The organism is Sphingobacterium sp., from assembly GCF_032065005.1.
Taxonomy (GTDB): Bacteria; Bacteroidota; Bacteroidia; order Sphingobacteriales; family Sphingobacteriaceae; genus Sphingobacterium.
On the sequence record NZ_DAMBMM010000003.1, the window covers coordinates 79,155 to 91,914 of the forward strand.

13 protein-coding genes and 1 tRNA gene are annotated in these 12,760 nt (G+C 38.8%); 5 read left to right on the plus strand and 9 right to left on the minus strand.

Annotation, left to right across the window (positions count from 1 at the left end; translation table 11 throughout):
• Positions 1-91: transfer RNA gene (locus RT138_RS05580), tRNA-Ser, on the minus strand.
• Between the two features lie 106 nt (positions 92-197).
• Between RT138_RS05580 and RT138_RS05585 the strand changes: the two genes are divergently transcribed.
• From RT138_RS05585 to coaA, 4 genes are all read left to right on the plus strand, one after another.
• Entirely contained in the window at positions 198-1,262 is a 1,065-nt protein-coding gene (locus RT138_RS05585; protein WP_313189918.1) for a patatin-like phospholipase family protein, read from the plus strand.
• A gap of 135 nt (positions 1,263-1,397) precedes the next feature.
• The gene (locus RT138_RS05590) at positions 1,398-1,790 is read left to right on the plus strand and encodes a methylglyoxal synthase (protein ID WP_185212060.1); all 393 of its coding nucleotides are present in this window, start codon (positions 1,398-1,400) and stop codon (positions 1,788-1,790) included.
• Complete coding sequence (locus tag RT138_RS05595) at positions 1,780-2,208, plus strand: OsmC family protein (protein ID WP_313189919.1); 429 nt, start codon at positions 1,780-1,782, stop codon at positions 2,206-2,208. The genes RT138_RS05590 and RT138_RS05595 overlap by 11 nt, the downstream gene beginning before the upstream one ends.
• Positions 2,209-2,241: 33 nt before the next feature.
• On the plus strand, positions 2,242-3,186 hold the full coding sequence (coaA, locus tag RT138_RS05600) for a type I pantothenate kinase (RefSeq protein ID WP_313189920.1): 945 nt from the start codon (positions 2,242-2,244) through the stop codon (positions 3,184-3,186).
• Here coaA and RT138_RS05605 read toward each other — a convergent pair.
• Positions 3,173-4,054, minus strand: a complete 882-nt coding sequence (locus RT138_RS05605) for a mechanosensitive ion channel family protein (RefSeq protein ID WP_313189921.1) — start codon at positions 4,052-4,054, stop codon at positions 3,173-3,175. The genes coaA and RT138_RS05605 overlap by 14 nt on opposite strands.
• Positions 4,055-4,244: 190 nt before the next feature.
• On the opposite strand from RT138_RS05605, the gene RT138_RS05610 reads away from it, so the two are divergent.
• Positions 4,245-5,198, plus strand: coding sequence for an acetyl-CoA carboxylase carboxyltransferase subunit alpha (locus RT138_RS05610; RefSeq protein ID WP_185212056.1), 954 nt, complete (start codon positions 4,245-4,247; stop codon positions 5,196-5,198).
• Between the two features lie 29 nt (positions 5,199-5,227).
• On the opposite strand, the gene RT138_RS05615 is transcribed toward RT138_RS05610, so the two are convergent.
• The 7 genes from RT138_RS05615 to RT138_RS05645 all read right to left on the minus strand — a co-directional run bounded on the left by RT138_RS05615 (position 5,228) and on the right by RT138_RS05645 (position 12,733).
• Positions 5,228-6,574 carry a PDZ domain-containing protein gene (locus tag RT138_RS05615; protein WP_313189922.1) on the minus strand — a complete coding sequence of 449 codons (1,347 nt, stop codon included), beginning with the start codon at positions 6,572-6,574 and terminating at the stop codon, positions 5,228-5,230.
• A 201-nt stretch (positions 6,575-6,775) separates the two neighbouring features.
• Complete coding sequence (locus RT138_RS05620) at positions 6,776-7,627, minus strand: TIM barrel protein (protein WP_313189923.1); 852 nt, start codon at positions 7,625-7,627, stop codon at positions 6,776-6,778.
• Between the two features lie 141 nt (positions 7,628-7,768).
• On the minus strand, positions 7,769-9,982 hold the full coding sequence (locus RT138_RS05625) for an NADP-dependent isocitrate dehydrogenase (RefSeq protein WP_313189924.1): 2,214 nt from the start codon (positions 9,980-9,982) through the stop codon (positions 7,769-7,771).
• A gap of 187 nt (positions 9,983-10,169) precedes the next feature.
• Positions 10,170-10,826 (minus strand): hypothetical protein, encoded by a 657-nt coding sequence (locus RT138_RS05630; protein ID WP_313189925.1) that lies wholly within the window; start codon positions 10,824-10,826, stop codon positions 10,170-10,172.
• Positions 10,827-10,852: 26 nt separating this feature from the next.
• A complete protein-coding gene (locus RT138_RS05635) occupies positions 10,853-11,134 on the minus strand; it encodes a GNAT family N-acetyltransferase (RefSeq protein ID WP_313189926.1) in 282 nt (93 codons plus the stop codon).
• 7 nt (positions 11,135-11,141) lie between these two features.
• Complete coding sequence (locus tag RT138_RS05640) at positions 11,142-11,633, minus strand: nuclear transport factor 2 family protein (protein WP_313189927.1); 492 nt, start codon at positions 11,631-11,633, stop codon at positions 11,142-11,144.
• Between the two features lie 119 nt (positions 11,634-11,752).
• Positions 11,753-12,733: a cation diffusion facilitator family transporter gene (locus RT138_RS05645; RefSeq protein WP_313189928.1), complete on the minus strand. Its 981-nt coding sequence runs from the start codon at positions 12,731-12,733 to the stop codon at positions 11,753-11,755.
• Positions 12,734-12,760 lie beyond the last annotated feature (27 nt).

Sequence of the window (12,760 nt, forward strand, 5' to 3'; positions counted from 1 at the left end):
TGGCGGAGAGAGAGGGATTCGAACCCTCGATACAGTCATCCCGTATACAGACTTTCCAGGTCTGCTCATTCGACCACTCTGACACCTCTCCTGATTGTGGGTGCAAATATATTACTTTTCATGAGCTTTAAGGCATTTTTCTTGAAAAATATTTATCCTTTCTGATTTCCTTTCCCTAACTTAGGTCAAACTCTAAAATGAAAAGGATTTTATCTATCGATGGTGGTGGAATTCGAGGAATTATTCCCGGAATGATGCTGGTATCCCTCGAACAAAAATTAAAGAAAGCTTCAGGCAACCCAAATGCCCACCTGTCAGAATATTTTGATTTCTTTGCCGGAACCAGCACCGGTGGTATTCTGATCAGTATATTACTTTGTCCTGACCCCCAAAATCCAACGAAACCCAGGTTCTCCGCAAAAGATGCACTTGATATCTACCTGAAACATGGCACAGAAATATTTACCACAAGCAGTTGGAGACGATTCCTGAATCAATTCGGTTTATTGACGGAACTCTATGATGAAAAGGTCTTAGAACGGGTCTTGGAAAGCTATTTCGGTGATCAAAAACTTTGTGAACTGATCAAACCCTGTATTATTACTGCCTACAATATTGAACTCCGTAAAAACCATCTCTTTCGACAACAGAAAGCTATTTCTCACGGAGAATCCCGAGATTTCTATCTTAAGGATGTTTGTCGAGCCACATCAGCCGCCCCTACCTATTTCTCTGTAGCAGAAATATATTCATTGGCTGGAACGCGGTATCCATTGGTTGATGGCGGCGTGTTTGCCCATAACCCTGCGATCTCAGCATTATTGGAAGTGCTCAAGACTTACAAAACATTCAAAATCGATGATGTACATATCCTTTCCTTAGGAACGGGGATTGCAAAGAATGCCTATAAATACGAGGATTTCAAAAAACAGAAAGCGATTTCCATTGGTCCTGCCTTAGTCGATATTATGACCAGCAGTTCTTCAGAGAGCAATGATTATTTCCTTCATCAATTATTTAGATCGGTTCAGCATTCCTCCAATTACATAAGAATCGAACCCTCCAACCTATCCTCCATTGAACCAGCTCTTGATGCTGCCTCTGCAGGGAATATCCAAAAAATTGTTTCCTTAGCTGATAAATTGATCAGTGACCATGAAAATATGCTTGATGCCTATGTGTTGGACCTCATAGCCGAAAAGGAAAAAAATGGAGAAAAGAAACACAACTCGGTATGGCAGTTTTTGCGGGATAAATTATGATTTCCTTAATCTAAAGTCATAATTCCCACTAATACTTATAAAATTGATATTTTAATAGCCTTAAAATAACCTTGTAAAAATATTTTTGTTATATTATCGAAGCGATTAAAAACAGAACGCAAACATATCATTCAAATGGCAAAAACAATAGCTTTAATTGCACATGATGGTAAGAAAGCCGAAATGGTGGCTTTTGTTAAAGATCATCAAGAAGGATTATCCAAAGCCCACCTCGTGGCAACAGGAACGACGGGTTCCTACATTCAACAAACAGGTTTAGAAGTAGAATTAAAACTATCCGGTCCAAAAGGCGGTGATGCGCAAATAGCAGCCATGGCAGCCGAAGGAAAGATCCAAGGTATTATATTTTTCAGGGACCCACTTGGAAAACATCCGCACGAGCCGGATATCCAAATGCTGATGCGTATTTGTGACCTCTGGAATGTACCATTGGCAACCAACCCGGCAACCGGATCATTGATTATTAAAGGATTATTAGAAGAAGATACAGAGATTTATGGCAAATGAAGTTTTAGTGAGTATTGGGGAAACTAGTTATACAACAACTATTTCCTATGAGAATTTAAATATTTTAGCAGATGAGCCCATCGAAGTCGGAGGGCAAAACAAAGGGTTGGCGCCGACCCAATTATTGCTTTCATCCGTGGGTGCCTGTAAGGCCATTACCATGCGTATGTATGCAAACCGCAAGGAATGGAAAGTAGATAAAATTGACATCAAGGTTTCCAGTGAAGTTCAGCGGAGTGAACAACAACAAACAACCTATATCAAGTGCAATATCTTTATTGAGGGCGATCTGGATGAAGAACAGAAGAAAAGATTATACGCCATAGGTGAGAAATGTCCGGTGCACAAGATGTTGATGAACCCTATAGTGATAGAAAGTAATCTAATTGATACAATCCAAGAAAAAAACATTTCTTGATTGTATATTTGCGACTTGAAAAAATAAATTGCTATGCCCTTAATCAGCGAACATACTTTTACAAGTCCGTTCCAAAACTTTACTCGTGAACAATGGAAAAGGTTGAACGGCCAGTTGAGCCACTCCATTCAAGAGAAAGATTTAGATCAATTGCATGCCCTTAATGAGCCATTGACAATGGATGAAATTGAGGATATCTATATCCCTTTGGCTCATTTACTGGAAGTACATATCCATAACTTTCAGGAACTGCATTCAAAAAGCAATGTTTTTTTCAAGAGAAACCATCAAAAACTACCTTTTATCATTGGTATAGCGGGTTCAGTGGCGGTAGGTAAAAGCACCACAGCAAGGGTACTGACCAAAGTCCTTTCTCTTTTGCCCAATAAACCAAAAGTGGAATTGGTCACTACGGATGGTTTCCTGTATCCCAACAAGGAGCTGATCAAACGCAATATCCTGAACAGGAAAGGATTCCCTGAAAGCTATGATACCAAGAAACTCCTACAGTTCCTTGCGGACATTAAATCCGGCAAATCGCAGGTTACCGTGCCATTATACTCCCACCTGGAATATGATGTTCTAAGCAATGAAAAACTGGTGATTTCCCAACCGGATGTATTGATCGTTGAAGGTATTAATGTATTGCAGGTTAATTCAAGAAAGAACGGCGTCTTCGTTTCTGACTTCTTTGATTATTCCATCTATGTGGATGCGGACGAGAAAAATATCGTGAAATGGTATATCGACCGTTTTGAATCCCTTAGAGCAACTGCCTTCCAAAATACGGCTTCTTATTTCCATAAATATGCAAACCTGACTGAGGAGGAAAGCTTTGACATGGCCAATACTATCTGGAACGAGATCAATAAGCCTAATCTACATGAAAATATCCTTCCAACCCGTTATAGAGCTGATCTAATCTTAAAGAAAGGATCTGAACACTTTATTAAGCGTGTGAAGGTCAGGAAGATTTAAGGATATTTCTTTCGAACTTGATTATCTCCTTCAAGATCTCATTCTCGATATTTCTATGCATTCTATTGCTGTTGGTTACAGCGTAAAGATCTAGTTTATAACGAACGAAGTCCTTCCCTAATTCTAAAACTTTTACCTGAAACTCATCTTCCTTGATTTCCAGATTAGGATGGGTAGTCAGGCTTAGCCTTAAATGCTCCTCTAATTCCTCAATATGTAAGGATACTTCTAGAGGAAGTTCGAATTTAACGGTAAAAAGACTTGATTGATGTGCAGACAGGTTCATGAAAGTAGCAGTAAATACCAGATTGTTCGGAACCATTACGATATCGTCCTCTTCATCCTGTAATACCAAATTGGCAAAGGTAATGTCAATAATCCTCCCCTTATGTTCTCCCACCTTGATCCTATCTCCAACGGACAACTGCTCAGAGAACATAACGATTAATCCGGATATCATATTGGTGATATAATCCTTAAAGATAACCGCAATGGCCATGGCCACGATGGTAATGCTGGTAATAAAGTCTTTGGGGTTAATGCCAAATGCAGTCATGATTGCTATCACCAAAAATACCGTATTCAATACTGCTGTAAGCCTATTGATCCCAAGAACAAAGTTACCGCGTTCTCTTTTTTGGGAATCCCGTGCATTGTAGAGCATGATCACCAGAAAACGGAACATGGAAAGGACAATACTTGGGATCAAGAAAGAATACAGGCCTTTCAGGAATTGGGCCAATAGTTTCCTTTTCTCAATATCATATTCAAAATTGATGTGTAATGCAATAATGATGATGACGAGAATGACCTTTCCTATAAATACCCAAGGAATTTTTGGTTTGTTTTCTGTGGCAGCTGCATTCATGGTCTTGAAGATATTATTTTTTTATATAGTACACAAAACAAGTACGAACTACATTTTGTTATATGGCTTATTATCAATCACTAAATAGTTTTAGGTGTTGTTTATCTTTCCTTAATGATTAAATAACATTTTATAATTCTTAAAAAACAAGTAACTTAGCTACCGCTTTAATGACACCAAACAGGTAATTATGGAAACAACATTTGATTTTGAAAAGCCGATTGCTGATCTACAAACGCAAATCGAAAAGGTTAAACAAGTAGAAGAAAAAACCAAAGTCGATATGGGCGCTACAGTTCGCGAATTGGAAGAAAAACTAGAGCAAACAAAAGTTGAGGTGTATAGCAATATGACTGGCTGGCAGAAAGTTCAGATGTCCAGACATCCTGATAGACCACAAACATTCGATTATATTGACTTGATCTGTGATGACTTTATTGAGTTGCATGGAGATAGGAACGTACGTGATGATAAAGCTATTGTTGGCGGTTTTGCTACCATTGGCGGTCAATCTGTAATGGTCATTGGTCACCAAAAAGGAAAGAACACCAAGGAGCGTCAGTTCCGTAATTTCGGAATGGCTAACCCTGAGGGATATAGAAAAGCTCTGCGTTTGATGAAGATGGCAGAGAAATTCAACAAACCTGTGGTCACATTAATCGATACAATGGGAGCTTATCCTGGGTTAGAGGCTGAAGAGCGTGGGCAAGGTGAAGCAATTGCAAGAAACCTACTTGAAATGTCCGTTCTTAAAGTGCCTATCATCTGTATCGTAATTGGCGAAGGTGCTTCTGGTGGGGCCTTAGGTATCGGAATTGGAGACAAGGTATATATGTTGCAAAATACATGGTATTCTGTAATCTCTCCGGAGTCTTGTTCTTCCATCCTATGGAGAAGCTGGGACCAGAAAGAAAGAGCAGCAGAGGCCTTAAAATTAACGGCAGAAGACATGCTTGGTAATGGATTGATCGATGGCATCATTGAAGAGCCTATCGGAGGTGCACACCAAGACCCTGAAGCGACTGCTTTGAACGTAAAGAATAAAATCCTTTCAGACCTAGCCGTTCTAGGCGCTAAGGATAGCGATACACTGGTTGCTGAACGAATCGACAAATTCAGCAAAATGGGAGTTGTAAACGAATAAAGAAAAAGCCTTGATCTCTCAAGGCTTTTTTATTGCAGTTTCTTCTGGAAAGGAATAGGATCCTTTAAAATAAATTGAGCCTTTACTTCTTCAGTTCCCCGCAAGAGAACTAATCGGATCTCCTCTCCTTCCTTATGCATTAATTTCCCAATTATCTGCTTCAATTTCATACTTTGAGCACTACTGCCGTTGACTTTGAGCAATTCATCATCCACTTTCACACCCGCTAAATCTGCAGGTGAGCCTTCTCTGACACTTGCTATTTTGTAGATAGGTCGTAAAATAAATTCGTATTTAAATTCTTCATAATTATAAACATTGATACCAGAATTGGGATTTTCTGAATCTCTTTTCCCAATGTTCGTGGTCAGTCTTCTCTTTGTCCATTCCAGTCCGTCATGTTTGATCTCCATCCCAGACATATTTATTTCGAATTTCTTCCCAAAATTCCGGTTCTTCTTTAAATAGATCTCATTCTTAGGATAGTTAAACAACACCTGAAAATGCTGCAATACCTGATTGCCAATCGATCCAACACGGTTCACAGCAAGTTTCGCCGCATGCACGGCATTGGAATCCGGATAAGATACAATCGGTTCCTTGATGTAAAACCCAGACCAATCAAATCCTTCTATCCTATTCCGACGACCAAAGATCAAACCATTGAAACCTCGACCAATAAAATCATAAATACTAGGTTCATGGACTACAAAAGAATCCAACAAAAATGGAAAAACCAACATACCATCAGAATTGCCCATGTCCACAAGCATCTTTGCATCTTTTACCTTTTGTGTCCCTAAATCAACATCGATATGTACATAAGGTCTGCTCCTCTCCAATTGAATAGGTAACTTGGTAAATTTATTGGTCAACTTTTCAGGATAATCATAAGCATCATAAATACTGATCCTTTTCTTAAGATAATCAACTTTTATTAAGTAATCTTCAAAAAAATGGCTGCCCAAGATTCCATTGATAGGGACACCGATATGGCTGGACAGATCAAGATCATCCCCATCAACAACATATATATTATGTAGGCTGTCGATCAAGGTATTACCGACCAATAACTCATTGCCGATTGCCATAATTCCCTCCACGCCATCTTCTATCCCTATGCCCGAAAACTTAACCTTAGAAACATTCTCCAATGGAACCGAATCTTGGGGAGTGGCAAACAGGATTGTTTCTTTGACCCCAGTATCCAATAAAAAAGCCAATTCAACCCCATTTAGCTTGACAGGGATTATAACCAGGTTTCCACTGAGATCAAATTTGAAGGAATTCTTTTTGGGGTTAATCAACGAAAAATTTCTTTGCGCATAACTATGCAAGAACATTATGTTCAGCAATAATAGAATTATGATTTTCATACACAAAGGTTTATATATGCTAATTTACCTAATTTTTAGATTCAAATAACTTAACATACGCTTAATATTAAACATTTGATAAATTATTAAGTTTCAATAACACCTTTTAAAAAACTGTACAGAATGCATCTCGATTGTTATGAAAACAAAAAGGAATAATCAAATTGATTATTCCTTTTTAAATGATCTTGTATTTTATTTTTAAACAGCGCTGAGCACACCTCTAAAATAACCTACCGACTCTGCAATTCCAGCCAGCGGATCTTTCATGTCCTTTTCAAACTCTATACTGCAGCAACCACTGTACTTGTTTTTCAACAAAGCTTTTACAAAAGCAGGGATATTGATCACTCCACGCCCTAACTCACATGTCGAGCCCTTTGCATCAGCTGCTGTCACATTCTTCAGGTGGATATCAAATATCCGATCCTTGTATTTTACATAATCTTTGATGGCATCTTGTCCATCTCTGGTATCATGCCCCATATCAAAACACATCCCAAGATTTTTATCCAAATCTTTGATATGGTTCCAGATAACCGTAGCATTCGGATAGATCTTATCTTCGGGACCATGGTTATGGATTCCAAACTTGATGTTATTTTCTTTGGCTTTCTTGGCCACATACGGAAGATCTTTGATTTCTGGAATACCGATCATCAAATTCACACCTACCCGCTTGCAATAATCAAATGCTTTGTCAATTTCAGCTTCGGTCTTCATATAGATAGGGCCGACAGCATAACCCGTAACATTTGATTCAGCCAATTTCTTATGAAACGCAGCAATCTGTTCTGCGCTACTATTCAGCGGCAAATGAAAATCTTTGATGCACAGAAATCTTACATCCATCCTTTTCATCATGGCCAAGGACTGTTCCAAATTAAAATTTACGAAGCTATAGCCTGCTATTCCTAATTTCAGACTATTTTGGTCTGCCAAACCTGACTCTTTAGTTTCAGCCTGACTGCTTAACCAACTTGGACTTGTCAATACCGCTGCAGCTCCCAATGCACTGCGTTGCAAAAAATTTCTTCTACTGTTATTGCTCATGGATATAGGTTTATGTTGTTTTACTATTAAAAATAATGATTAATACGCAGAATGGCAATATCATAGAAAGGAAACCAACAGCTTTAATACAAAAAAGCCCTTGTCAATAAAGACAAGGGCTTCTGTAAATATTTAGAAATTCTACAATGAACTTAGTGCAGAATTCAATGTTTCAGAAGGACGCATAGCTTTCGAAGCCAATTCATCATTTGGATAATAATATCCACCGATTTCTTGAGCTTTTCCTTGTGCTGCAATCAATTCCTCATTGATCTTAGCTTCCTGTTCAGTTAGAGCCTTTGCTAAACCAGCAAATTTAGATGCCAATTCAGCATCTTTAGTTTGGTTAGCCAAAGCTTCTGCCCAGTAAGTAGCTAAATAGAAGTGAGAACCACGGTTGTCAATTTGTCCAACTTTACGAGCTGGAGACTTATCATTTGCCAAGAACTTCGCATTTGCCTCATCAAGAGCATCTGCCAATACTTGAGCTTTCTCATTATTCTGGGTTTGTGCTAAATGTTCTAATGAAGCTTGTAATGCCAAGAATTCACCCAATGAATCCCAACGTAAATAATCCTCTTCCAAGAATTGCTCAACGTGTTTAGGAGCAGAACCACCGGCACCAGTTTCAAATAAACCACCGCCATTCATTAATGGAACGATTGATAGCATTTTAGCTGAGGTACCAAGTTCTAAGATTGGGAATAAGTCAGTAAGGTAGTCACGTAATACGTTTCCAGTTACCGAAATAGTATCCTCGCCTTTACGGATTCTCTCAATCGAGAATTTAGTAGCTTCAATTGGAGATAAAATACGGATATCTAATCCTTTAGTATCGTGATCAGCCAAGTACGTATTTACTTTCTTGATGATTTCTCTATCGTGAGCACGGTTTTCATCTAACCAGAATACTGCTGGAGTATCTGATAGACGAGCGCGATTTACCGCTAATTTAACCCAATCTTGGATTGGAGCATCCTTGGTCTGACACATACGGAAGATATCACCTTCTTCAACCTGTTGTTCCATCAATGTTTTGCCATTGTTGTCTACAACTTTGATCACCCCATTTGAAGGAGCTTGGAAAGTTTTATCATGAGAACCATATTCTTCAGCCTTTTGAGCCATAAGACCAACGTTTGGAACTGAACCCATAGTTTTAGGGTCGTAAGCACCATTTACTTTACAGTCTTCAATAACAGCTTCATAAATTCCTGCATAAGATCTATCAGGAATGATCGCTAATGTATCGCGTTCTGCACCTTCTTTATCCCACATCTTACCACCGATACGGATCATTGCAGGCATTGAAGCATCAACGATCACATCAGAAGGAACATGTAGGTTAGTAATTCCTTTATCCGAATTAACCATCGCTAGATCAGGTCCATTCGCAATTACAGCATCGATTGCCGCTTTAACTTCAGCCTCTTGTGGAGTACCAGCAATTTTAGCATATACTTCACCTAAACCATTGTTCTTATTGATGCCCAATTCATTGAAAAGAGAACCGTACTTTTCAAAAACATCTTTAAAATAAACTTCAACGATCGCACCAAAGATAATAGGGTCAGAAACCTTCATCATGGTCGCTTTTAAGTGAGCTGACAATAACACTCCAGCTTCCTTAGCTTCTTGAATAGCTTGAGCAACAAATTCCTTCAATTTAGCAACATGCATTACTGAAGAATCAATTACTTCGCCCGCTTTCAAGTTGCCAAGGCCTTTTAATTCTTTAGCATCACCATTAGCAGCAACAAATTCAATTTTAAATTGGCTGTCAGCATCCAAGGTCAATGATTGCTCAGAGCTGTAGAAATCGCCATCTTGCATAGAAGTTACCTTCGTTTTGCTATCAGAAGCCCAAGCACCCATTCTGTGCGGGTTAGCTTTAGCGTAGTTCTTAACAGCTTTAGGCGCACGACGGTCAGAGTTTCCTTCACGTAAAACAGGGTTTACTGCAGAACCTAAAACTTTAGCGTAAGCAGCTTTGATTTTCTCTTCTTCTTCGTTTGCTGGAGCATCTGGATAATTTGGAATCTTATATCCAGCTTTTTGCAATTCAGCAATCGCTGCTTTTAACTGAGGAATAGAAGCAGAAATATTAGGAAGTTTAATGATGTTTGCATCAGGTGTAGTAGCCAATTGTCCTAACTCAGCCAAGGCATCCGTAGTTTTTTGGTCTTCCGATAAATATTCGTTTAAATTAGCTAGGATACGTCCTGCCAATGAAATATCTCTTAATTCGACTTCAATATCAGCAGTTTTTGCGAATGCTTGAACGATAGGTAGAAATGAATACGTTGCCAATAAAGGCGCTTCATCTGTTTTTGTGTAAATGATCTTAGATGACATAATTTTCTATTGAAATGATATTATTTTGCAATTATTAGTGAAATTCAAAGAGTTGATAAGCCTCTTTTTTAAAATTCGCCTAAAGATAATAAAATGAATTTTAAATAGCCATAAAAGCCGAAATAATGATGGAATCTGAAAAATCTTTGTCTTGAATCAATAGAATGAAAGGAATAACAGAGCCGGATTAAGCTTTTTCACCTAATTCATCCCAGATCTCTTTGGGATTATAGATATCGATCAGACCATCCTTATCTTCAAAGGCAGCATCCATTATGGCCCTAGCCAGAATCATCGTACTGATTGGTTTATATAGCTTAAACAAACCCAACTTATTCAAGAACTTAAGGGTACTGACCGCATACTGCTCTCCTTTTCTTTTGCTGTTAGGGCGATCTATAGGACCAGGTCTTACGATGATTAATTTGGGGAAGTTCAAGGCCTTGATCCCCTCTTCCAACAATCCTTTCATTTTGGTATAAAAGAACCTGGAATTCTTATTTGCCTGGGCTGAGGACAATAGCACAAAGCTATGGAACCTGTTGAGCTTGCATAGGGCAGCAAACTTCAACTGGTAATCATAATCCACTACCCATTGCCCCTCTTTACTGCCGGCATCCTTTAATGTGGTGCCCATGGTTGAGAAAGCAACATCTCCAATGATAAAGTGGCTGAAATCCTCTAAACGATCAAAATCAACAATTACTTCGTGTAATTTGGGATCAGGCGTAAAAAAAGGCCTTCTTACCAATACATTAACCGAATCCACTTTAGGATTTGCCAACAACTGCAGGACCAATTCCCTACCTGTCGCGCCAGTAGCACCTATGACAACTGCTTTCATAATTGTTGATTTTGAGTTTTTAACTATTAAAACAGGACGTCACGAATATTAACATCGCGATCGAACTGCGCCTTAGCAAATGGGCATAGGGGCATAATTTTCATTTTACCTTCCCGCGCATGTTCAACAGCCTTGTTCAATAAAACGGAACCAATCCCTTTTCCTTTTTCTTCTGGATCTACCTCGGTATGGTCGATAATGATTTTACCAGGTCCAGCTTTGGAATAGGTCATTTCACCTATTGTTTTGCCATCTTCAATAGCTATAAATGATCCCTTATTCCCATTTTCTTCGTGTTTCACTAACATATTATCTTTATTTAAGTTTTAATTCTTCAATAATTTTATCTTCCACGTCGGTCTTCATTTTGACAACTTCATCAGCCAAATCATTTGGCACAGTCATCGACAGTACATACTGCTTGATCAACCACTTCCCATCTTTAAGTACTAATACGCCCGAACCTCTACAGATCTTCATTTGTGTATTTAACAACTCATCTATCCATGCGGTTTTACCGTCTTCTGAAATTTCTATATTTCTTTCCAGACTACTGAAGTTCCAGGCCTTGCCTTTATCGAAGTGTGGCTTGGCATAATCCATAAATTCCTGCTTGTCCCAACGTTCTGTAGCATCCGTACCGATAAAGACGGAATTAGCATCCATTAAGCCAAAATACTCCTTAAAATCAGCCTTACCAGCAGCGGCGTGCCACTGATCTAAGACTTTCGCGACCTCTTGTTCTGATTGTGCAAGAGAAACCTGAATAAACATCAAGAATACTGCTACTAAGCTGTAGATTTTCATATTAATTGGTTTTTAATAAAGATACCTTTTTGAACGCTAAGACACAAGACAAGTCAAAAAGACCATATTTTCCTGACAATAAAGCAAGGTAATTTTAGGGAATAGACCGGGAAATGAACTTAAGCTTTCCTGAAGTGCTTCATATTCTTGGTGACATTTACAATGTTCCAATCAATATGTTTGGAGTAAGGCTCGGAGCGGATTGGGCAATTTTCTACCGTGCAATAATGGCAACACTCTGGCATGCAAGGGTCGGCATGTATAAAGAATTCTGTCTTGGAGGCAAGGTTTTCATTTAAAACGGAATCGAAATCGGAGATACTGTCATGGACCTGGTTAAGGTCATAATAGTTAGGTAAAGTTAAGTGACAGTCAATATGCAGTTCCTGTCCATATCGCTGTATGCGAAGATTGTGCACATCTATCCATTCTGATTTCCTATTCTGGTTCAGGATTGCGACCACTTCTTCCACTACTTCTGCATCCGATTCGTCCATTAAACCAGAAATTGACTTTCTCAAAAGTTTATAGCCATTATATAAAATGAAGGTACCGAGGACAAAAGAAAGTGCTAGGTCGATCCAGGCCAAACCGGTAAGTTTCATTAATAGAAGTCCTGCAATCAGGCCTATTGAACTATAGGCATCCACCTGCAAATGCTTGCCATCAGCTTCAATGGTCAATGAGCGTAGGGCTTTCCCTCTCTTCATGAGATAGAATCCTACCCCAAAGTTGATCAGTGAAGTAGCTAATATCAAGTACATGCCCTCTTCTACATTACTTACAGGTTGAGGTGAGAAAACGGCATAGATGGATTTAATGAGGATAATGCTACCAGCGATAAATATCATTCCCCCTTCAACAAATACAGAGAAGAATTCTACTTTTCCATGTCCATAAGGATGGTTTTCATCTTTTGGTTGTGCTGCAAGGTAAATACTGTAATAGGCAAAACCTGAAGCGACAATATTGACTATACTTTCAGCGGCATCAGAAAAAATGGCGTTAGATTCGGTGATAAAATAGGCCACAAACTTGATAAGCATCAATACGATACCGGTTACCAAGGATAACAAAACCAATCTCATCTGCCTATTCATAACCCTAAATTTGAACCGCAAAAATAA

What these genes read in the sequence shown, in the direction of transcription:
- RT138_RS05630 (WP_313189925.1), bottom strand. Translation starts at nt 10,826, where the DNA reads ATGAAAGCAGTTGTCATAGGTGCTACTGGCGCGACAGGTAGGGAATTG.
- RT138_RS05590 (WP_185212060.1), top strand. Translation starts at nt 1,398, where the DNA reads ATGGCAAAAACAATAGCTTTAATTGCACATGATGGTAAGAAAGCCGAA.
- RT138_RS05610 (WP_185212056.1), top strand. Translation starts at nt 4,245, where the DNA reads ATGGAAACAACATTTGATTTTGAAAAGCCGATTGCTGATCTACAAACG.
- RT138_RS05645 (WP_313189928.1), bottom strand. Translation starts at nt 12,733, where the DNA reads ATGAATAGGCAGATGAGATTGGTTTTGTTATCCTTGGTAACCGGTATC.
- RT138_RS05620 (WP_313189923.1), bottom strand. Translation starts at nt 7,627, where the DNA reads ATGAGCAATAACAGTAGAAGAAATTTTTTGCAACGCAGTGCATTGGGA.
- RT138_RS05595 (WP_313189919.1), top strand. Translation starts at nt 1,780, where the DNA reads ATGGCAAATGAAGTTTTAGTGAGTATTGGGGAAACTAGTTATACAACA.
- RT138_RS05625 (WP_313189924.1), bottom strand. Translation starts at nt 9,982, where the DNA reads ATGTCATCTAAGATCATTTACACAAAAACAGATGAAGCGCCTTTATTG.
- RT138_RS05615 (WP_313189922.1), bottom strand. Translation starts at nt 6,574, where the DNA reads ATGAAAATCATAATTCTATTATTGCTGAACATAATGTTCTTGCATAGT.
- RT138_RS05640 (WP_313189927.1), bottom strand. Translation starts at nt 11,633, where the DNA reads ATGAAAATCTACAGCTTAGTAGCAGTATTCTTGATGTTTATTCAGGTT.
- coaA (WP_313189920.1), top strand. Translation starts at nt 2,242, where the DNA reads ATGCCCTTAATCAGCGAACATACTTTTACAAGTCCGTTCCAAAACTTT.
- RT138_RS05635 (WP_313189926.1), bottom strand. Translation starts at nt 11,134, where the DNA reads ATGTTAGTGAAACACGAAGAAAATGGGAATAAGGGATCATTTATAGCT.
- RT138_RS05605 (WP_313189921.1), bottom strand. Translation starts at nt 4,054, where the DNA reads ATGAATGCAGCTGCCACAGAAAACAAACCAAAAATTCCTTGGGTATTT.
- RT138_RS05585 (WP_313189918.1), top strand. Translation starts at nt 198, where the DNA reads ATGAAAAGGATTTTATCTATCGATGGTGGTGGAATTCGAGGAATTATT.